Consider the following 19,970-nt stretch of genomic DNA (forward strand, 5'->3'; position numbering starts at 1 on the left):
ACCAAATTAAAAGATTCTGTTGCTATAAAAGCTTTTAATTTAGTTTTTTAAATAGGTACTCATGATCTGATAATCACGTTCTAAGGCTTGTCGAGCATTAACTTCCATTTGACGATAGTGTTGTAAGACTTTCTGGCCCAAAGCTGTAACGGCTGCCCCACCACCGTGTGTTCCGCCCGTTTGAGTTTCAACTAAAGCTGTTTCGAAGCATTGATTCATGGTGTCTACCAATTGCCATGCACGGCGATAGCTCATATTCATAGATTTTGCAGCTTGTGAGATTGAACCAGTTTTTTCAATTGCTTCAAGTAAGTCTGCCTTACCCGGACCAAATGCAATGTTTTGCTCTAAAAGAATTCTAATCTGTAATTTTAAGTTTTGTTCTTTCATAGACTTAGTTCGCAAAGTTTCATTTTTATGCTGCTTAACATTATAGGGAACTTTAATAGGTTAAAACACATACAAATTTAAATCTCTACTCTTTCTTCAAAAGAGTTCGATAAAAAATCAAAACTGCACAAAGTGGATAAAGATCTGGAAAAAACGGATAGAGGCTAAGGCTTAATCGCGGTTCAATCAGTTAAAAGCTGAATGAATGGAGGATTGAGCAATGACCTCATCTAATTTAAAACAATGGAATGATTTTGTAGATGGATGTATCGACTTCCGTCCTAACGATGGCGTGTTTCGTATTGCACGTAATATGTTTACCGAGCCTGAACTATTTGACTTGGAAATGGAACTTATTTTTGAAAAGGTTTGGATTTATGCATGTCACGAAAGTGAGATTCCAAACAATCATGATTTCCTAACAGTTCAAATTGGTCGTCAGCCGATTATTGTGAGCCGTGATGGTAAAGGCGAACTACACGCCATGGTCAATGCTTGTGAACACCGCGGTGCGACTTTAACACGTGTTGCAAAAGGCAACCAGTCAACCTTTACATGTCCGTTCCACGCATGGTGCTATAAGTCAGATGGTCGCTTAGTTAAAGTCAAAGCGCCTGGCGAATATTGTGAAGATTTCGATAAATCAAGCCGTGGCTTAAAACAAGGCCGTATTGCTAGCTATCGTGGATTTGTATTTGTAAGCCTTGATACTCAAGCAACAGATTCTTTAGAAGACTTTTTGGGCGATGCAAAACTGTTCCTTGATTTAATGGTCAACCAGTCCCCAACAGGTGAACTCGAAGTACTTCAAGGCAAGTCATCTTATACCTTTGCAGGCAACTGGAAGCTACAAAATGAAAATGGCTTAGATGGCTATCATGTTAGTACCGTTCACTATAACTATGTCTCTACAGTCCAACATCGCCAACAAGTCAATGCATCAAAAGGTGAAGAACTTGATACGCTTGACTATAGCAAGTTAGGTGCCGGTGACTCAGAAACTGACGATGGTTGGTTTAGTTTTAAAAATGGTCACAGTGTTTTATTTAGTGACATGCCTAACCCAACAGTTCGTCCGGGTTACAACACAGTTATGCCATATATGGTCGAAAAATATGGCGACAAATATGCTGAATGGGCAATGCATCGTTTAAGAAACTTGAACTTGTACCCTAGCCTATTCTTTATGGATCAAATTAGTTCACAGCTTCGTATTGTTCGTCCTGTGGCATGGAATAAAACCGAAGTCATCAGTCAATGTATTGGGGTTAAAGGTGAATCTGCTGAAGCACGTCGTAACCGTATTCGCCAGTTCGAAGATTTCTTTAATGTGTCGGGTCTTGGTACACCAGACGATTTAGTTGAATTTCGTGAACAGCAAAAAGGTTTCCAAGCACGTCTTGAACGTTGGAGCGATATTTCTCGTGGCTGTCAGTCTTGGGAATATGGCGCGACCAAAAACTCACAAGACTTAGGCATTCAACCTGTCATTACTGGCCGTGAGTTTACCCATGAAGGACTCTATGTAAACCAGCATGGGCACTGGCAACGTCTAATGCTCGACGGCTTAAATAAAAAAGCATTGAAAATGCAAGATATTACTTTTGAAAACAATGCCGTAATGGATGAGGTGTAACCATGTCACAAGAACTACATTTTGCTGTATCTCAGTTTTTGTACAAAAAAGCAGAGCTTTGCGATGCTTATGACTGGGATGCCTATTTAGACCTTTACGATGAAGATAGTGAATATCATATTCCACAGTGGATTGATGACCATAACTATGTTCAAGATCCAAATCAGGGTTTGTCTTATATTTATTATGCAGACCGTACAGGGCTTGAAGACCGTGTATTCCGTATTCGTACCGGAAAAGCGGCATCTGCAACACCGTTACCACGTACTTTGCACAGTATAAACAACATTCGAGTTAAAACATTGGATGATGGATTAATTGAAGCAAAAGTTGCATGGCAAACGCTTTATAACCGTCAAGGCTTAGAAGGTTGTTTTTACGGACACGCTACTTATCTTTTACGCCAAACTGCAGATAGTTTTCGTATTCGTCGTCAGCACAGCATTTTGCTCAATGACAAAATTGATTCCGTTTTAGACTTCTATCACGTTTAAGGGGGAATGAAAATGGGACATTCAGTTGCACTTAACTTTGCCGATGGCAAAACCTTTTTCATTTCGGTAAATAACGACGAATTGCTGCTTGATGCAGCAGTTCGCCAAGGAATTAACCTCCCGCTAGACTGCCGTGAAGGTGTTTGTGGTACCTGTCAGGGGCAATGTGAAACTGGTATCTATGAACAAGAATATGTCGATGAAGATGCTTTAAGTGAACGTGATTTGGCCGAGCGAAAAATGTTAGCTTGCCAGACCCGTGTGAAATCAGATGCAGCTTTTTATTTCGATCATGATTCTGCGATCTGTAACGCTGGTGATACCTTAAAAATTGAAACCAAAGTGACTGCGGTTGAGCTGGTTTCTGAAACGACAGCAATCTTGCATCTTGATGCAAGCAGTCATGCTGAACAACTTCAGTTTTTGCCGGGTCAATATGCTCGTTTGCAAATTCCAGATACTGAAGACTGGCGTTCTTATTCTTTTGCCAATAGACCAAATGCAACCAATCAATTGCAATTTCTAATTCGTCTTTTGCCAGACGGTGTGATGAGCAATTACTTGCGTGATCGTTGTCAGGTGGGACAAACCCTGCTCATTGAAGCACCACTTGGTAGTTTTTATTTGCGTGAAGTAGAGCGACCACTGGTTTTTGTGGCAGGCGGAACAGGTTTATCAGCTTTCTTGGGAATGCTTGATAATTTGGTGGATCAGCCTAACTCACCTGCAGTTCAGTTGTATTATGGCGTAAATAATGAAACCGATTTATGTGAACAGCAGCGTTTACATGCCTACGCAGAGCAACTACCAAACTTTAGTTATCACCCGATTGTGACTAAGGCAACGGAAACTTGGCAAGGTAAAGCGGGCTATATTCATGAGCACTTAAATAAAGATCAACTTGCTGAGCAAGCTTTTGATATGTATTTGTGTGGCCCACCACCGATGATTGAAGCCGTAAAAAATTGGTTAGATGAACAATCTTTGCAAAACTATCGTATTTACAGCGAGAAGTTTTTACAAAGCAATACATCACGTTGAAAATATAAATAGCTTAAGTGCAAATAATTTAAAAACCACTAAACCTGAAATGATTCAATATACTTTGCAAAGGGTATATTGAATTTTCACATTTAAATTAAAAGTTTTTATATATCAATAATATAAAATAATGAATTCTGACAAAATAAATTGACCAATTCACTCGGATTTGCTATAAATTTTGATAGATCTTAAGGAATAAGATCATGATGAGATTAAGTTATAGCACCTTTTATATCCCCCTATTTTATTTCTCGAATTTATTAAATTAATGGACAAAATCCGAACTAAAAATTTGAGAAAATCACATTAAATAGCGGTTAAATTGGTCTGTATTTTGCTTATATCTCATTGTAATTTGCGAGTAACTTAATTTTTTAAGTGCCGTATTTACTTGCTGTGCAGCGAAGTTTTAAAGCTTTTTACAACACAAGTAAATACAGGAGTGAGCCAAAAGGGATATATATGAACCAAGCCAACTCCCCAGAACTCAGTGGGCGTCATTTTCAAAATGAGTCTATCTTTACCAATCATAATTTGGTGTTTAATCATCACGATTTAAGTGAAACCTGCCGAAATGTAGGTCAAATTTTTAAACCGCATGATCTTAAAATCTCTCAGCAGAAGCGAGATTTTAGTGCAACCATGCACCATGTTAAAACAGGTGCCCTGTCGATTAGCCGTTTGGAATATGGCGCAGATGTCATTATTGAACCAGATCATCTCGATAACTTTTACTTAATTCAAATTCCAACTCAAGGCTATGCAGAAATCGAGTTTGGTTCGCAAAAGTTTATTTCTTATTCTCAAATTGCTTCGCTTATTTCTCCTCAGCAATCTTTGCGTATGCGCTGGCACGCGAACTCTCCACAGCTCATTCTAAAAGTATCAAAGGATGATTTTACTTATCACTGCCGTCAGCATATTACCGATTCAGAAAATAACTTACTCGTTTTCGACCCAAAATTAGACTTTGCTACACAAAGTGGAGCCTATTTTTTACAGCTCGTTAGAACATTGATGGATGCTTTAGCATGTGATCAACACCCACTCCATCATCCTTTAGCCTTTAAACAATTTGAGTCAAATCTGTTTAATGCACTGATTTATGGTCAACCCAATAATGCATTACATAAAATAGATCAGTATAAAGAAAAAACCATATCTCCCTATTTCGTGAAGCGTACAAAAGCCTATATCAAAGAACATTTACATGAGCCGCTTAATGTCGAAATTTTAGCTGAACATGCTGGTGTGAGTGTGAGAACGCTATTTACTGGTTTTAAAAATTATTTGGGGACACCCCCCATGTCTTATCTTAAAGAATTACGCTTTGAGCAAGCTCATTTAGAGCTCATGCACAATGAAAATTTATCAGTCACAGACGTTGCATTTAAGTGGGGATTTACCCATTTAGGCCGTTTTTCTCAAGAGTACAAACGCCGTTATGGTGAGTTACCTTCGTCTACTCGCCGCTCTGGACAGAGTGAAGGTACAGGCTTAATTACTTCAATTTTTTCTTAAATTAAAAATAGAGAAAAGCCTTTTATATTGATTGATATAAAAGGCTTTTTTATGATTTAGAAATGATGGACATAGCGAACTTGTAGTCGCGTTCCTTCGGGACGGTTTTCAACATCTTGCTCAAAATAAGCATTTGCGACCAAATGATCATTTTTAGAAAAACTATACATCGCACCAGGGCCAATTGCCCACACTTGTTCACGTCGACCTTTGACTTTTTCACCATCGACTTCAGTGTCAGTGACTTGTTTGAGCCAATATCCATTTACCCCTAAACGGAACTGTTCGGTAATGGCATAGTCTGTTGCAAAGTTTGCATGAATTGCTTGACCTGCCTGTATATCATTTGCTCCAGCAAACGCATAGCTTGGGTCATCATTTTTAAAGTTATAGAGATAATGGATGCGTGTAGAAGCGGTCCACTTGGGATTAAACCAATACGTTGCAGCCCAATAAGGATCAAATGAAACAGCGTTATTACTTGGGTTAATATCTTTTTGTGGGTCATATTCGCCAGTAGGTAAATTCACCTGAAACTCAAAACGATGTACAAATTTCGGCCCTTGTGCACCCATGACTGGGTCGAACTGAATAAAAGGCCCGATCATAATATCCCCAAAGCCACTTTGGGCCTTAATGGCAACGTTATTCAAGCCATCATCCATGTCCATTTTGCTGACAAAGGGAATTAAAAAATTCATGCCTAGACTGGCTTTATCTTTTACCCGCACATCTAATAAATAACTAATCTGTTCAACCAGTACTTGATAATTTAAATCTGTTTTAGGCAAACCTAATTTTTGACCATTGGCATCGACCAGTTTATTGCTATCGTAATTTTGAAAATAGGTTTGAGCATACCAACCCGGTCCTGCGGGTAAGCCGCCATCCAGAAAGCTGGTCATACCTAGATTTACGGTCGGTAAATCATAGGCATGTGTGACCAAAGGCAAACTCAACAATGTTCCTGCTAAAAATCCATGTTTAATTAAAGTGCTTTTCATCTTCTTATTTCCTATACAAAAAATCACGACCGGATTGATCGTGATTATGGTGAATTAATGTGCTAATTCTGGATGCTCAGCGGCAATCCGATACTTTCCTGCGTGGAATACCAATGGTTCACCTTGGCGCTGTTGGTATTGTTCAATTTGACCAATAAAAATCAGATGATCTCCGCCTTCATATTGATTTACATTGCGGCAGACTAAGGTTGCGAGTGCATCGATCAAAATCGGAACGCCTGCATTGCATTGTTGATGGGCAATGCCTGCAAATTTATCTTCAGCACCTCGAGCGAAATGTCCAGAAAGTTGATGATGCTCCTGTGCCAACATGTGAATGGCAAAATATTCAGCTTCAACAAAATCAGACAAACTTGGCGCTGTTTTTGAAAGACTCCACAATATTAATGGCGGATCTAAAGACAATGAGGAAAACGAATTGGCTGTCATTCCTATTTTCCGCCCATCTTTACCACGAGTTGTAATTACAGTAACGCCAGTTGCAAACTGTCCAAGTAAATTACGTATTTCTCTTGGATTTTCAGCATTAATCGCTTGTAAAGCTAAAGTTTCAATTGTGTCCATTTTAAATCTCCCTTTGCTGTTTTGCCTTTAGGCCACTTTTGCTGTGGTTTTTGAAGCCAAAAATGCTTGAGCCTGATCTGCATCAAACCACCAAGGAGCAAAAGCACGTGGGTCATCAAAGTTATTGGCCATAATTGAAGCAATGCTTTGGTTTTGGCTTGCAGCTGCTAATAGCTCAACCACATGCGGCTCTGGTGGTAATAACAGGCTATTGGTCCAAGCCACCACTTTTTCTGCATAAGCCCAATAGCGTTCAAAAGTTTGAACCATCCATTGTTCACTAAAGCTTTGATTATCATTGGCTAAAATGGCATCGAAATAGATCTTGCTACACTTAGCCGCATTATTTGAGCCTTGGCCAGTAATTGGATCATTGACCACTAAGGCATCGGCCATACCAAAAATTTTCTTGCCAGATGGTAAGGTTAAAATAGGTTTGCGTACGGTCGGCGGAAAACGTCCTGCCAAATATCCGCCAGCATCAGTTAACTCAACATTTGTACAACGCTCATATTCCCAAGGCACAAATTTCTTAAGTAAGTCCAAGCTGCAATGCAAATGCTGTTCAGGTGTTTTGACATCTTGCCAGCAGTCCATTGGTCCATTTGGAATTCCTTCAAACACCATAATGTCGCAAGGACCATTCACAGTAAGTGCTGGAAATGAAAAGTATTCGCCAACTTCTGGAATAATGTTAAAAGTCACACGTGAATAAGGGGAAATTGGCTTCATGTTCTTGACATAGGTCAATGCCAAAGCACGCTGCGGTTTATCAAAAACACTACGTGCATCATCACGCTCAAATTGTTTAACGACTTCACCTTTACCAGCCGCAAGTAATACAAGCTCGTAGTCGTTTGCGAGTTGTTCTAATTCTTCTATACCCACATCCTGAATTACTAATCGACCGCCACGGCGTTCAAATTCTTCCATCCAATATGGCATTTTGACGCGTTGATCGACCGATTGAGCGTAGCGCTCAAGACGAGCACTCCATTCAAATGCTTTATCACCATTTTCAGGATTGACTAAAGCCAGCCCAATGCCTTCTACCGCTGGACATTGTTCTTCCCAAAAATTTAGTCCCAAGTCACGTTCAGTTTGTAAGGCGGTATGAAACATACACTGGCTTGACATGACTTTACCTTGACGAATTTCATCAGCAGTTCGGTTGGTGATCATGGTCACGTCGTAACCTGTTTCGAGTAACCCCAAACCAAGCTGTAAACCAGACTGTCCTGCTCCAACAATTGCAATACGGCGCATAATCTTCTCCATAATTTTCTAAATGTGCTTTTAAAACGCTGTGCTATTCGGCTAAACGTGGAATAGCGGGCTGTGATCCTTCAGGGCCCATTACTGAATATCCACCGTCGACTGCGTAATCTGCTCCAGTGACAAAACTCGCAGCGGGTGACAATAAAAACAAAACCACGTTGGCGACTTCTTCGGGATGACCCAATCGGCCTAGCAAGTGATAATCGGCTGCCACGCTATCGGCTTTTCCACGGTTATTACCGCTGACTTCTGCAATGACACGAGACCATGTCCAACCCGGAGAAACTGAGTTGACGCGAATACCATCAGCAGCAAAATCCATTGCCATGCTTTGTGTGAGTTGACGTATCGCGGCTTTAGACACTGGATATAACCAGCGCCCTGTTTGTGCCACATTGGCCGAGATTGAAGTAAAATTAACGATTGAACCTTGCTGCTTTTTTAGGTCATTGTATAAAGCACGGCTCAGCTCAACTGTAGAGACCAAATTAATATCGAGTGCTTGTAACCAGTCCTGACGTGAAGATTTAAAACCATCATCTAAGTAGGTACATGCCAAATTCACTAAGTAACTCACTTCACCTAAATGTTGGTGAATATTTGCCACAGCTTGTTGAATAGCCGCATCACTGGTTAAATCGGTTTGAATAAACATCACATCATGGTTAAAGCTTTCTGCAATTGCCTTGCCTTTGGCATCAATATCTAAAATAGCGACATGAGCACCTGCACTGACTAGGGCTTGTACAACGGCTTTACCAATCAGTGTTGCGCCACCGCTCACTACAGCGACTTTTCCTTTTAAATTTATATTCATTGCAAATCCTCCTTAATTGACTGGCTTGCCTTCACTACTTGACCAAGATGGCATCAACGTATTTGAAGGAAGATCTTCATCAAGAAGTTTTCGTGCTGTCTCGACACCTGCAACTGGTAAGCCTGTTGGATCTAGTAAACCAATTTGGACGAGCACTGATGCTTGGTCCCAGTAAATATGCTCATGGCACAGCTTTGAACCTCTAAACTGGATTACACCTAACATCGGAATTTCGACATATTTGCCAGTTGGTTTTACACCAGGTAATAACCAGTCAATTTCAGCGTCGTGGGTAAAGCTCATAATGAACTCATCCACCACTTGCGTTGAACCAACAGTGCGTGAGATCGAAGTGATCTTCATATCTTTAGGATTTTGATGAACAAAGTGGTACTGATAAAAACGAGCAAGCTGGCTTTGGCCTACACCACCAGTTAAGGTTGGAATATGGTTGACATAAGGCTCTGCGACCATTGTTGCCATGGTTGCAGGCACATCACGCGTATCAAACTCATGACGAATATGCTCTTCCCATAACGCGACTAAGTCATATTTCGGTCCAATCGTGTCATGCAGCGCTGTTACTGTACGCTCGTGGGCAAAGCGTGCTGAAGGTTTGTGATAATGATTGCTTTTTGGGCGTGCAAAAGCATGATCAACACCTTCATAAACATAAGCTTGTACATTTGAATATTGGTTGGCTGCATCGACAATTGCTTGCCTCGCATCTGGCGGTGTAAATTGGTCCAGTTCTGCAATATGCAAAACCAAATGACCCTTTACGTTAGCTAACTCATCTAACGCTTTTTCAATGCCTACACCGTAATAACCTACGGCACATGCCACTTCCGAAAGTCTGCAGCCTGCCAAATAAGCTAGCTTTCCACCTAAACAGTACCCCACCACCCCAAGGCCTGTAGAGATGTCACATTCTGGTCGAGTCTTTAAAAAATTTAAGCTGTCTTGAATATCTTCAACGCCGAGATTTTCATCATATTGCTGATACAGTTCAAAAGCTTTTTGAAAATCTTCTGGTGTATAACCCAGTTCAATATTAGGTGCTACACGCCAAAATAAATCAGGAACTAGAACGGTATAGCCTTCTTCTGCAAGAAAATTGGCTTTTTCTCGCATTGCTGCATTCACTCCAAATATTTCCTGACAAAGCACCACTCCAGGTCCTTTTCCTGTTTCAGGGATTGCGAGATACGCATTGAACTGCTTTCCAGATGCAGTTTTAATTTGAATGGTTTGACTAGCCATAGTGTCAACTCCTGACATTGTTATGGCTTTATCTTCTATCCGAATATTTTTTTAGACTGTCCAAAAGCTGCAAGCACTATCCAATCTCTGCGCAATTATCAAAACCAATCACACTGGATAAAAATTTAAAAACAATAAATATCTATATTTCAAAACTTTAAACTAAAAAATGAAATTAATGCTTTTTATCTAATTTGGAAAAAATGGATGAAGATTAGGACTTATTGGATAGTGGCGATTGGCTAAAAATAGTTCAATCAAGTCATGTAATTAGTTTGATTACATAAAAAAGCCCAGTCATTTTCTAAATTAAGGCGTTTTATTTATGCATCGACCATGGCCACTTTATGGACAACGGAAAACGTTAGTGCTCATCAATATTCTATGTTGTAGTGCATTTTCTACTCAGGCTTATTCAGCGGATGAAGAATGGAAATTTACATTAAAAAATGCATATATAGACAGAAATTATGACAATCCAGATGTAAAAGACACGGGTAGCTGGTCACAGTCAGTTTCGTTATTTTATAACTCAAATATGCATGATACGCCGTTAGAAATTAACGGAACTCCGATTAAAATTGGGGCAAATGCTTCAGCACAGTACGCTGTTCGCTTAAGCCAAGATAAACATGTAGCCGATACGGTATTGCCTTTTGATAAAGAGACGCAGTCTCAAGCACCTGATTATCTAAAATATGGTGCGACTTTAAAGCTAGGCTATAACAAAACGCTACTAAGCATTGGTGAATTATGGCTGGATTTACCAGTAACGACTGTAGATGCAAGCCGACAACTCCTGACGTCCTATTGGGGAGCTAATCTTAAAAGCCAACTGAACGACAAGCTTTTTGCTGAAATTGGCCGTATTGAAAAAGTATCACCACGAAATGAAGAAGATTTTCATCGATTTTCTTTTACATCAAAAGGTGTGACGGGCTACTCCGATGGACTGAACTATATAGATCTTCGCTATCAATTTACGCCTACTCTGAAGGGCGAATATTACTTTGGAAATATGGAGGATTTATATAACAAGCATTACGTCGGCTTTGACCATATATGGAAAAATTCTGATTTTTCAGTTCATTCAAAATTTAAATATTTCAATGCCAAAGATAATGGAAATCTTTTTGACATCGATGCACAAAATGTAGGTTTACTAGAATCACTTAAAGTAAAAAATCATAGCTTTGGTGTGGGTTATCAACAAATTATTGGTGAGTCTGCTTACCCGCTACCAGATGGTTTTTTGCCTGAAACTTACTTCATTAACTGGAACACCACAGGTTTCTTCAAACAAGATGAAAAGTCTTATCACTTCATTTATGGCTATGACTTTAAAGATCATGTGCCTGGTTTAAATACCACTTTGAAATATGTATATGGCGATCACTTTAAAACAGCAGATGGCTTAAAAAACAAAGAAAGTGAAGCAAACGTTATTGTCAATTATGCCCTTCAACAGCCTTTTCTCAAAGGATTAGCTCTTCAGTACATCTTCATCAATTACGACGTTAAGCATGGAAACGATTTTTCAGAAAACCGTTTCTTCGTCAATTACAGCAAAAAATTTTAATGATTAAGGAATACGTATGAAAACGATAGATGCAAACACGATTATCAATCGCGAAAAACTGTCTCCATTGCAGTGGATAGTTTTTATCCTAGGCTTCTTTGTCTTCTTTTGTGACGGCCTAGACACAGGAATTATTGGTTTTATCGCCCCCGCATTACTCGATGATTGGGGAATTACCAAGCCTCAACTTGCCCCAGTTTTAAGTGCTGCTTTAGTCGGCATGTCGATTGGTGCAATTATCTCAGGACCCTTAGCAGATAAGTTTGGCCGTAAAGGCGTTATTGTTTTTACAAGCCTTTTGTTCTCAATATTTACGATTTTGTGTGGCTTTGCCAATTCAACCCAAGACTTAATGATTTATCGTTTTATTACAGGTATTGGTTTAGGCGCAGCCATGCCAAACATCAGTACCATTGTCTCTGAATATATGCCCGTAAAACGCAAAGCATTCCTTACAGGTCTTGCTGGCTGTGGGTTTATGCTGGGTATTTCCTGTGGTGGTGTGCTGTCAGCTTATCTATTAGAAAGCTATGGCTGGGCTAAGGTGATTATTATTGGCGGGAGTATTCCGCTCATTTTAGTGGTTGCTCTATTGCTTAAATTGCCTGAATCAACTCAATACTTGATTACACGTCATCAACAAGACAAAGCTCAACGTATTTTAGAAAATATTCAAGGCCATTCTTTTCAAGAACCTGTAAAACTTGTTTTAACTCAAGCAGAAAATGTCTCAGATGAAAATCCAGTTAAAGTGGTTCTAGGAAAATATTTGTGGGGTTCAAGCATGCTTTGGCTCTGCTGCTTTACTAGTCTATTGGTGTTCTATCTTTTAACCAGCTGGATGCCAACAATTTTAAAAACAGCAGGTTTCAGTACCCAACAATTTAGTTTAATTGCCGCGATTTTCCCTTTTGGTGGTGTGATTGGTGCAACCATTATGGGATGGTACATGGATAAACTAAACCCAACTACAGTGATTAAATATTCATATCTGATTGCTTTCGCCCTATTTATTGTGGCAGGTCTAGTAAGCTCAAATATTTTCTTATTGGGTCTTACTATTTTCTTAATTGGTGCCTTACTCGCTGGTGCACAGTCTTCATTACTGCCACTTGCAGCTATGTTCTATCCAGCAGTGTGCCGCGCGGTTGGTGTTTCATGGATGCATGGTATTGGCCGTATCGGTGCAATTTTAGGTGCTTTCTTTGGATCGCTCATTTTCACTTTTAACCTAAGCTTAAGCGGTATTTTCTTTATTCTCGCTTTACCAACCTTCATCTCATTTATTGCACTTAGTCTCAAAGTGATCTATGAGAAATCTAAAAACAAACAAGTGTTAAAGCTAGAAGAAAGTCTATAAATATTATGCGATAAATAAAAAACTGATTTAGTTGCCTAAATCAGTTTTTTATTGGGAAAAATTAAATATTAGAAAATTTTACCTTTGGTCTCACTTGGATTTTCGCCAAACTCTTCACGATATTCTTGAGAAAAACGACTTAAATGGTTAAAGCCCCAGTCATACGCAAGCTTTGAAATAGAAACCTTTCTATCAGCTCCTGTGGTGCTCAAGATTTTATAAATTTGTTGAAGACGATATTTTTTCAAATATGACATTGGGCTTGTGCCGTAGTACTGTTGAAATTCGTCATACAATTTTGATTTTGAAACACCAGCCAGACGCTGCAAGTCTTCTGCACAGATTTCTTCATGGGCATGTTCAATAATAAAATTACGAACCTTACGAATATAAGCTGGCTCATCCTGATATGAGAGTGACTTTAAAGCATCAGAATAGTTATTTTCTTGAGATAATAGTAAGGCCTTAATCACAAAATTTTCATAGTCTTCAGATAACATCTGTAAACCATAAAAATTGCTATATTGCGATTTTAGCTGTAAAAAATTCTGAATATTTTTCCACCAAGCTCCTATCAGCTGCTCCGAGTCCAGATGCATTTCAGGATTAAAAATAATGGGAGTTTCTATGGGCTTATTGAGTAGATCTGCAAGGACGATCTGCATACTTCGCTCAGGAATAACCACCTGAAATTTTCTGCAATCTTTATCGATAATCAGATCTTGCTGATCGTTATTTGAAACAATAAGACCTCTGTTTTCATCAGACTGATAATGAGCGCCACGAATGTTGAGAGCTTGTCGACCTTGTATCGGCAAACTAATACTATAAGCCTTTAAATTTGAGATGTTAATAGCAACATTTGCACCATAACTGATTGTACCGATTGCCATTTTTTTATTAGGCAAACGCATTCCGTCATAGTGAAAATCGAGAGTGTCTTTGTAAATTGTGTCTAGACGGTGTTCACCACAAATTGTGGACATCAAATTCTGCGCAAATTCAGCTTTGCGGGAATAATGATTGAGTTCCATCTGTTGGCTGAGTGATATCATATCCTTTTCACCTAGCTAAATAACTTATTGCTTAAAAAGCAACTTGTATGCCAATTAATATCCTTTAATTGACGACTTTTCTTGAAAAATATCGAATCAAGAAAGAGAGTAAAGATTACTTTCTCACACTCTATTAAATTTTAAAAATAGAAATAAGTTAAATACCTTTAAAGTATAATTTTATACCTTAACAATCTTATTTTATTAGATTTTTTATAAGCCAATATCGTAGAGCTAAATCATTATTTTGAACAGTGGACTATCGTAAATTTTTCATCAAAAAAAACCGCCTATTCAAAATAAGCGGCTTTTATAAAACACATAAATTATTGTGCTGTGTAGCCACCATCCATAACGACAGCTTGGCCTGTTACCCCACCAGCTTTACCACTCGCAAGGAAAATTGCATAGTCAGCAATCTCTTCAACAGATAGAAAACGCTTTTGAGGAACCATTGCCAAAATTACATCTTCAAGTGCACTGTCTAAGCTTACATTACGGGTTTTAGCCAAATCAGCAATTTGACCGCGAACTAATGGTGTATCAACATAACCTGGACATAAAGCATTTACCGTAATACCGTCACGTGCACATTCTAAAGCTGCAACTTTTGTTAGGCCAATTACGCCGTGTTTAGCACTGTTATAACCTGCTTTTCCAGCGAAACCAATCAAGCCATTAATTGAAGCCATATTAATAATACGACCATATTTTTGAGCTTTCATGATTGGAAAAACATGTTTAATGCCAATAAATGCACCCGTTAACATGACCTGAACTAGCTTTTGAAAAACAGCCGTTGGAAACTCTTCAATAGGCGCAACATGTTGGAAACCAGCATTATTAATTAAGATATCAACCGTACCAAAGGTCTTTTGAGTCAGCTCAATTGCTTGTTTATAAGCATCTTCATCAGTTACATCACATGGTGCAGATAATGCTTCAAAACCTTGCTCTTTGAGTAGACTTGCTGTTTCTTGGCACTTTTCGGCATTCATATCAGAAATAACAACTTTGGCACCTTCTTGAGCAAATTTCTTAGCAATTTCTAAACCGATACCGCTTGCAGAACCTGTAATAAAAGCGACTTTACCGTCTAAAAGTTTCGTCATCTATTTACTCCTTAATACTTATAACATGCTGATTTAAACAATACCCGTTACGGTAAAGACCGTAATCACGACAAATACCGCTACTGTTTTAATTACTGTGACTGCAAAAATGTCTTTATACGACTGTTTGTGGGTTAAACCGGTAACCGCAAGCAAAGTGATAACAGCGCCATTATGCGGTAGTGTATCCATACCACCTGATGCCATTGCAACCACACGGTGCATGACTTCAGGTGGAATACCAGCGGCTAAAATTGCGGCATTATATTGTTCAGCCATCGCACTTAAAGCGATACTCATACCACCAGAAGCTGAACCAGTAATACCTGCTAAAACAGTTGTCGTCACAGCGCCATTTACTAAAGGATTTGTGAAGGTACTGCTCATTGCATGGCTAATCAAAGCAAAGCCCGGTAATGACGCAATAATTGCACCGAAACCATACTCAGAAGCTGTATTCATCACTGCTAAAAGCGACCCACCAATACTGGCATTAATCCCCTCTTTAAAGTTCGTCACTACACGCTGATAATCAAACAAAATTGCAGAAATAATCCCGACAATAAGTGCAAGACCCACTGCCCAGATCGCACCAGTTTTTGCAACATCTACGGTGTAGTCAGCTAAACCAACAGCAGCAAAATCAAAGCCATTTGGATACCACTCTTTGATTGCTTTAGATAAATATTTGTTCATTACTGCAACGAGAATGAGAGGTACAAACGCTAAAAACTGACGAGCCGTACTTCCATTATTTTGCAAGTTCATATTGGCTTCAATTTCTTGAGGCTGCGTATTGTCTACACCAAAATCAGAGTACCCCTCACCAGCTTTTGCAGCTGCACGGCGGCGCCATTCTAAGTAAGCCAAACCCATGCATAGAACAAAAATTGCACCAATAATTCCTAGAAATGGTGCGGCATAAATATTGGTGCCAAAGAATGTAGTGGGAATTACGTTCTGGATTTGTGGTGTACCTGGTAATGCATCCATGGTAAATGTAAATGCACCCAGCGCGATGGTTCCCGGAATTAAACGTTTTGGAATATTAGCTTGTCTAAAAAGCTGGTTTGCAAAGGGATAAATTGCAAATACAGCAACAAATAAACTTACACCGCTATAGGTTAAAATTGCACCTAGTAATACAACCGTTAAAATTGCTTTTTTTGCCCCAATCCATCTCACAATGGTTCGTGCAATAGACTCAGCAATTCCTGACATTTCAACGACTTTACCGAAAATTGCCCCGAGCAAAAACACAAGAAAGTAATCTTTAATAAAGTTCACCATTTTGGGCATAAAAACACCCGAATAAAATGGTAAAACATTGGCTGGGTTAATGAGTAAAACTGCAAGTAAGGCACAAATTGGTGCCATGAGAATGACTGAAAAGCCCTTGTAAGCTGTATACATTAACAGCCCAAGCGAAAGTAGAATTACAAATAATTCCCACATATATTCCTTCTCCCTAAAGAATAGATATTAGGTTCAATTAAATTACCAAAAGATATTTAGGTTATCCCAAACCTATAATGATAAAAATCACAATATCCATATGTGGTAATAGGTAAATGAGCTTAAAAATAAAATATCACTAAAATATTTAAAAACAATGTAATTTATTTATATTTTGAAATATACAAACAATACAACTAGTTAAGTTGTTTTATTGGTAAAATTTAATTATTCAAAAACTATTATTATTTGATAAAACTTATTAATTATTGAGTAAATTAAATTAATATCTCTATATTATTTAATAAAGACAATTAAATAATATATTTTTTAAAATAATTAAATAAAAATTTTTTGTCTTATTCTTTATAAATATCACACAGATAATTTTTTATCTTTATTTGAACAAGGCCATCAAAGAATTAAAGCAGGAATATAAAATCATGTTTTTTACTATTCTCATCTTTACTCGAAAACGGTATTTAGTTTATTAAAAGTAACTTCTATTTCCGTCATTAGAGCTGGAAAATTTAATGAATACTATTACATTTCTACTGATGAACTTTATAATTTAGACTTCTCACCAGTATCTTAGTCATGAATAAAAGAAATCTCTTGCTTACTATTCAAACTGGATTGATCATCCTACTTAATGGATGTACCAATCCTCCCCACCTTCAAAATAAGGTTACTGTGCCAAAAATTGGTTACTCTGGTAGTGCTGATAATGCAAGCTATAGTGAGGCACAAATCAAGGTTGAAGGTTATTGTGTTTATTTAATGAATGCAAATGATCGAGTTCTTCCTATTTTTGCAACTAAAGATGCTCATTGGGATAGCAATAAGCATTTTTTAATTGTTGACTCAAAAGAATATAAAGATGGTGACACCATTGCTTACGGCAGCGGAGAAGCTTATCCCATTAATTTGAACGACTACAAATGGATAATTAAACCTGATACTACATGTGATCTAAGTAAAGGCGTTATTATCAATCAATTTATAGAACCTCTTACTAAAAAGTAAATAAAGAGTGCTTAATATGAAAATACAACTTTTAGCATCTTTAATGGCTTTTAGCCTAACATCTTGCATGGTAAAGCCTAATATAACAAACCATGAAGAGGTTTCTATTCAACCGATACTTATTACAAGCAATACGAAAAGTAATATTTCAATGATGGCTGCAGCACATGGAAAGCTTATAGCAGATAAAAATGGATGTATCAGACTTGGTGATGAAACAGGTCCGTTGATTATTTGGCCTTATGGTAGCAAATTAGTAAATTTAGGCTATGGTAAATTTAAAATTACTAATGGTTTTTCAAATCAATCTGTTTTAATTGGCGAAGAAATATCAATTGGTGGCGGCCTATATGAAGTAAAATCTACTCAAGTCACACCTTTTATTCCTGATGCTTGCGCAAATCATGGTTATTGGATGGCTGGGACAATAGATATAAGATATTAATTTAAAATATAATTCCATTAAGTAAAAAGCTTTGAGCCGCTATATGTATACGCAAGTTTCCCTCTGCCTCACCCCTTATTGTAGGTAATAAGAAACCCACTTCATGAGTGGGTTCACTCAATCAAAATTTGAGTTTAAATAGCTTCTATAACGATATACTTTCCTTCATAGAATAGGCCTTCGGTGCTTGTTTCTTTTAATTTGCAATAAATGGCAACCGAATGTATGAGCTTTTGATTTTCTTCACTAGGAATATGAGTAATCCCAGATAGCAAATTTGAATTATCATTTTCTAAATTCCAAGTGGTACCTCTGTCTTTATGCCATTTGCTGTTTGGATATTTAGAATCTAACCATTCAATGCATTGCCTCATTGTTGAAAAGTTTTTTGTTTCCTCTTTTTCAATTTTAGATGCGGCGCTTGCCGAGGCTCCAAACGTTAAGAATAAAGCGCCAATTAATGTTTTTCTCATGAAACCATCCTTTATTATTAATAAGTAAAATTTAAAGTTCAAAATATAAAAAATCCACCTTGAGGTGGATTAGTTTTTAGGAAGAGTTTTGTTAATTTTAGCAGTTGTGGTTTGATCAAATTTTAACAATTTGAAACTTTCAAAATTAGCAAAAATACAAAAAAGAAGAGCAACTATCAAAATTCCAGCTATCTTATTCATTCAATGTACCTTAGAAGATTTTAATTATTTTTTAATCTGGTAATGGTATACGAAAATATTATCAAAAGCTTAATTGTTAAGAATCTACCACAATTCATTACAAAAGCTGTTGGTAGTATCTTTTCAAGCTCCAATAAAAACCACTAATGAAAAAATGGCTCCATACTTTACTAACACTAATGAATTATGTTGGGAAAATTTACTGAAGTAGCTCAGCACATTGTCCCCTGCTTTATTTTTCTTATTTTTTCAAAAAACATCATATTAGACAAATTTTCGTATAAATTACCCTTCTAGATGAGTTGGGTAATCTAAAGGAAAGAAATGACGCTTAAACAATTAAAAGCTTTTTTAGCCCTAGCACGTACTCTCAACTATGCCAATGCATCACTAGAGCTACATTTAAGCCAATCTGCTTTAAGCCTCACCATCAAAAGCTTAGAAGAAGAGTTAGGCGGAAAATTGTTTAATCGTAATACACGCCGTGTCGAGCTTACCCAAGAAGGTAAATCCCTCATTCCCTATGCTAAAAAATTACTCGCCAATTGGGATGAAATGGAAAATGATGTCAAACAACGCTTTAAGCTCAATCGGGGAACATTAAGTATTGCCTCAATGCCCTTTGTGACTCATGCAATTTTGCCTGAGGTGATTCATCAATTTTTAGAACTTCATCCCAACCTGAACTTTTCAATCCACGATATCCCGAATGAGACCATTATAGAAAAAGTACAAGATGGTATTTTCGAGCTTGGCATCTGCTTCGAACCGGATCTCACCGAAGGCTTAGAGTTCAAACCATTATTTGAAGAAGATTTCTTAGCTTTATTACCTAAGACTCATCCACTTGCTCAGTCGCCTTCTATTACGTGGCAAGAGCTTTGTTCAAACCCATTCGTGACATTACAAAAACCTTCAATTGTTCGATATTTAGTTGAACAAAATTGTTTGCGAAATAATATAACGCTCGATTTGAAAGTTGAATGTCATCAAATTTCATCACTTTCAAGTTTTGTGGCTTATGGAATTGGAGTAAGTGCGATTCCAAGGCATTTTGCTAAACACATTGATAAAGAACATAACGTTTTGATTGAGTTAAAGGATGAATCTATTCATAAGACTGTAGGAATTGTTTATAAAAAGAACTTTGAAATTTCAAATATTTCGACTCAATTTATTGAGGCTTTGGTTCAATATAAATTTTAAAAAATTAAAGACTGTATTTTTAGGAT

General features: G+C 37.7%; 19 protein-coding genes. 9 read left to right on the forward strand and 10 right to left on the reverse strand.

What is annotated here, in order from left to right; translation table 11 throughout:
• Positions 1-39: 39 nt before the first annotated feature.
• A complete protein-coding gene (locus HLV59_RS09490; RefSeq protein ID WP_171429837.1) occupies positions 40-390 on the reverse strand; it encodes a winged helix-turn-helix domain-containing protein in 351 nt (116 codons plus the stop codon).
• A gap of 220 nt (positions 391-610) precedes the next feature.
• Here HLV59_RS09490 and antA point away from each other — a divergent pair, with 220 nt between their 5' ends.
• The 4 genes from antA (at position 611) to HLV59_RS09510 (ending at position 5,085) form a co-directional block, all read left to right on the forward strand.
• A complete protein-coding gene (antA, locus tag HLV59_RS09495) occupies positions 611-2,026 on the forward strand; it encodes an anthranilate 1,2-dioxygenase large subunit (RefSeq protein ID WP_057105437.1) in 1,416 nt (471 codons plus the stop codon).
• Between the two features lie 2 nt (positions 2,027-2,028).
• The gene (gene antB, locus HLV59_RS09500) at positions 2,029-2,520 is read left to right on the forward strand and encodes an anthranilate 1,2-dioxygenase small subunit (RefSeq protein ID WP_163120440.1); all 492 of its coding nucleotides are present in this window, start codon (positions 2,029-2,031) and stop codon (positions 2,518-2,520) included.
• Positions 2,521-2,526: 6 nt separating this feature from the next.
• Positions 2,527-3,561: an anthranilate 1,2-dioxygenase electron transfer component AntC gene (gene antC, locus HLV59_RS09505; RefSeq protein ID WP_081409478.1), complete on the forward strand. Its 1,035-nt coding sequence runs from the start codon at positions 2,527-2,529 to the stop codon at positions 3,559-3,561.
• Between the two features lie 465 nt (positions 3,562-4,026).
• The gene (locus HLV59_RS09510; protein WP_171429838.1) at positions 4,027-5,085 is read left to right on the forward strand and encodes an AraC family transcriptional regulator; all 1,059 of its coding nucleotides are present in this window, start codon (positions 4,027-4,029) and stop codon (positions 5,083-5,085) included.
• Positions 5,086-5,141: 56 nt separating this feature from the next.
• Here HLV59_RS09510 and HLV59_RS09515 read toward each other — a convergent pair whose 3' ends face one another.
• From HLV59_RS09515 to HLV59_RS09535, 5 genes are read right to left on the reverse strand one after another with little or no spacing between them, the layout of a single operon-like run.
• Positions 5,142-6,089: a SphA family protein gene (locus HLV59_RS09515; protein WP_171429839.1), complete on the reverse strand. Its 948-nt coding sequence runs from the start codon at positions 6,087-6,089 to the stop codon at positions 5,142-5,144.
• Between the two features lie 54 nt (positions 6,090-6,143).
• Positions 6,144-6,674, reverse strand: a complete 531-nt coding sequence (locus HLV59_RS09520) for a flavin reductase family protein (protein ID WP_081174011.1) — start codon at positions 6,672-6,674, stop codon at positions 6,144-6,146.
• Between the two features lie 27 nt (positions 6,675-6,701).
• The gene (locus HLV59_RS09525) at positions 6,702-7,940 is read right to left on the reverse strand and encodes a styrene monooxygenase/indole monooxygenase family protein (RefSeq protein ID WP_216606710.1); all 1,239 of its coding nucleotides are present in this window, start codon (positions 7,938-7,940) and stop codon (positions 6,702-6,704) included.
• Between the two features lie 43 nt (positions 7,941-7,983).
• Positions 7,984-8,769 (reverse strand): SDR family oxidoreductase, encoded by a 786-nt coding sequence (locus HLV59_RS09530; protein WP_171429841.1) that lies wholly within the window; start codon positions 8,767-8,769, stop codon positions 7,984-7,986.
• Positions 8,770-8,781: 12 nt separating this feature from the next.
• Positions 8,782-10,032 carry a dienelactone hydrolase family protein gene (locus HLV59_RS09535; RefSeq protein ID WP_171429842.1) on the reverse strand — a complete coding sequence of 417 codons (1,251 nt, stop codon included), beginning with the start codon at positions 10,030-10,032 and terminating at the stop codon, positions 8,782-8,784.
• Between the two features lie 325 nt (positions 10,033-10,357).
• Here HLV59_RS09535 and HLV59_RS09540 point away from each other — a divergent pair, with 325 nt between their 5' ends.
• Together HLV59_RS09540 and HLV59_RS09545 are read left to right on the forward strand one after the other, a co-directional pair.
• Positions 10,358-11,611: an OprD family outer membrane porin gene (locus HLV59_RS09540; RefSeq protein ID WP_171429843.1), complete on the forward strand. Its 1,254-nt coding sequence runs from the start codon at positions 10,358-10,360 to the stop codon at positions 11,609-11,611.
• Positions 11,612-11,627: 16 nt separating this feature from the next.
• Entirely contained in the window at positions 11,628-12,971 is a 1,344-nt protein-coding gene (locus tag HLV59_RS09545) for an MFS transporter (protein WP_016145223.1), read from the forward strand.
• 68 nt (positions 12,972-13,039) lie between these two features.
• Here HLV59_RS09545 and HLV59_RS09550 read toward each other — a convergent pair whose 3' ends face one another.
• The 3 genes from HLV59_RS09550 to HLV59_RS09560 form a co-directional block, all read right to left on the reverse strand.
• A complete protein-coding gene (locus HLV59_RS09550) occupies positions 13,040-14,026 on the reverse strand; it encodes an AraC family transcriptional regulator (protein WP_061875368.1) in 987 nt (328 codons plus the stop codon).
• Positions 14,027-14,352: 326 nt separating this feature from the next.
• Positions 14,353-15,138, reverse strand: a complete 786-nt coding sequence (locus HLV59_RS09555; protein ID WP_171429844.1) for a 3-hydroxybutyrate dehydrogenase — start codon at positions 15,136-15,138, stop codon at positions 14,353-14,355.
• Between the two features lie 33 nt (positions 15,139-15,171).
• A complete protein-coding gene (locus tag HLV59_RS09560; RefSeq protein WP_171429845.1) occupies positions 15,172-16,593 on the reverse strand; it encodes a GntP family permease in 1,422 nt (473 codons plus the stop codon).
• Between the two features lie 597 nt (positions 16,594-17,190).
• Here HLV59_RS09560 and HLV59_RS09565 point away from each other — a divergent pair.
• Together HLV59_RS09565 and HLV59_RS09570 are read left to right on the forward strand one after the other, a co-directional pair.
• Positions 17,191-17,619: a hypothetical protein gene (locus tag HLV59_RS09565; RefSeq protein ID WP_081174023.1), complete on the forward strand. Its 429-nt coding sequence runs from the start codon at positions 17,191-17,193 to the stop codon at positions 17,617-17,619.
• Between the two features lie 16 nt (positions 17,620-17,635).
• Positions 17,636-18,064 carry a hypothetical protein gene (locus HLV59_RS09570; protein WP_228146781.1) on the forward strand — a complete coding sequence of 143 codons (429 nt, stop codon included), beginning with the start codon at positions 17,636-17,638 and terminating at the stop codon, positions 18,062-18,064.
• Positions 18,065-18,198: 134 nt separating this feature from the next.
• Here HLV59_RS09570 and HLV59_RS09575 read toward each other — a convergent pair whose 3' ends face one another.
• Positions 18,199-18,537, reverse strand: coding sequence for a hypothetical protein (locus tag HLV59_RS09575; RefSeq protein ID WP_081174025.1), 339 nt, complete (start codon positions 18,535-18,537; stop codon positions 18,199-18,201).
• 525 nt (positions 18,538-19,062) lie between these two features.
• On the opposite strand from HLV59_RS09575, the gene HLV59_RS09580 reads away from it, so the two are divergent.
• Positions 19,063-19,944 (forward strand): LysR family transcriptional regulator, encoded by an 882-nt coding sequence (locus tag HLV59_RS09580; RefSeq protein ID WP_171429846.1) that lies wholly within the window; start codon positions 19,063-19,065, stop codon positions 19,942-19,944.
• Positions 19,945-19,970 lie beyond the last annotated feature (26 nt).

Origin of the sequence: Acinetobacter lactucae (genome assembly GCF_013122135.1) — a bacterium.
GTDB lineage: Bacteria > Pseudomonadota > Gammaproteobacteria > Pseudomonadales > Moraxellaceae > Acinetobacter > Acinetobacter lactucae.

Coding starts and splice junctions, on each gene's coding strand:
- HLV59_RS09490 (WP_171429837.1), bottom strand. CDS start 390: ATGAAAGAACAAAACTTAAAATTACAGATTAGAATTCTTTTAGAGCAA.
- antA (WP_057105437.1), top strand. CDS start 611: ATGACCTCATCTAATTTAAAACAATGGAATGATTTTGTAGATGGATGT.
- antB (WP_163120440.1), top strand. CDS start 2,029: ATGTCACAAGAACTACATTTTGCTGTATCTCAGTTTTTGTACAAAAAA.
- antC (WP_081409478.1), top strand. CDS start 2,527: ATGAAAATGGGACATTCAGTTGCACTTAACTTTGCCGATGGCAAAACC.
- HLV59_RS09510 (WP_171429838.1), top strand. CDS start 4,027: ATGAACCAAGCCAACTCCCCAGAACTCAGTGGGCGTCATTTTCAAAAT.
- HLV59_RS09515 (WP_171429839.1), bottom strand. CDS start 6,089: ATGAAAAGCACTTTAATTAAACATGGATTTTTAGCAGGAACATTGTTG.
- HLV59_RS09520 (WP_081174011.1), bottom strand. CDS start 6,674: ATGGACACAATTGAAACTTTAGCTTTACAAGCGATTAATGCTGAAAAT.
- HLV59_RS09525 (WP_216606710.1), bottom strand. CDS start 7,940: ATGCGCCGTATTGCAATTGTTGGAGCAGGACAGTCTGGTTTACAGCTT.
- HLV59_RS09530 (WP_171429841.1), bottom strand. CDS start 8,769: ATGAATATAAATTTAAAAGGAAAAGTCGCTGTAGTGAGCGGTGGCGCA.
- HLV59_RS09535 (WP_171429842.1), bottom strand. CDS start 10,032: ATGGCTAGTCAAACCATTCAAATTAAAACTGCATCTGGAAAGCAGTTC.
- HLV59_RS09540 (WP_171429843.1), top strand. CDS start 10,358: ATGCATCGACCATGGCCACTTTATGGACAACGGAAAACGTTAGTGCTC.
- HLV59_RS09545 (WP_016145223.1), top strand. CDS start 11,628: ATGAAAACGATAGATGCAAACACGATTATCAATCGCGAAAAACTGTCT.
- HLV59_RS09550 (WP_061875368.1), bottom strand. CDS start 14,026: ATGATATCACTCAGCCAACAGATGGAACTCAATCATTATTCCCGCAAA.
- HLV59_RS09555 (WP_171429844.1), bottom strand. CDS start 15,138: ATGACGAAACTTTTAGACGGTAAAGTCGCTTTTATTACAGGTTCTGCA.
- HLV59_RS09560 (WP_171429845.1), bottom strand. CDS start 16,593: ATGTGGGAATTATTTGTAATTCTACTTTCGCTTGGGCTGTTAATGTAT.
- HLV59_RS09565 (WP_081174023.1), top strand. CDS start 17,191: ATGAATAAAAGAAATCTCTTGCTTACTATTCAAACTGGATTGATCATC.
- HLV59_RS09570 (WP_228146781.1), top strand. CDS start 17,636: ATGAAAATACAACTTTTAGCATCTTTAATGGCTTTTAGCCTAACATCT.
- HLV59_RS09575 (WP_081174025.1), bottom strand. CDS start 18,537: ATGAGAAAAACATTAATTGGCGCTTTATTCTTAACGTTTGGAGCCTCG.
- HLV59_RS09580 (WP_171429846.1), top strand. CDS start 19,063: ATGACGCTTAAACAATTAAAAGCTTTTTTAGCCCTAGCACGTACTCTC.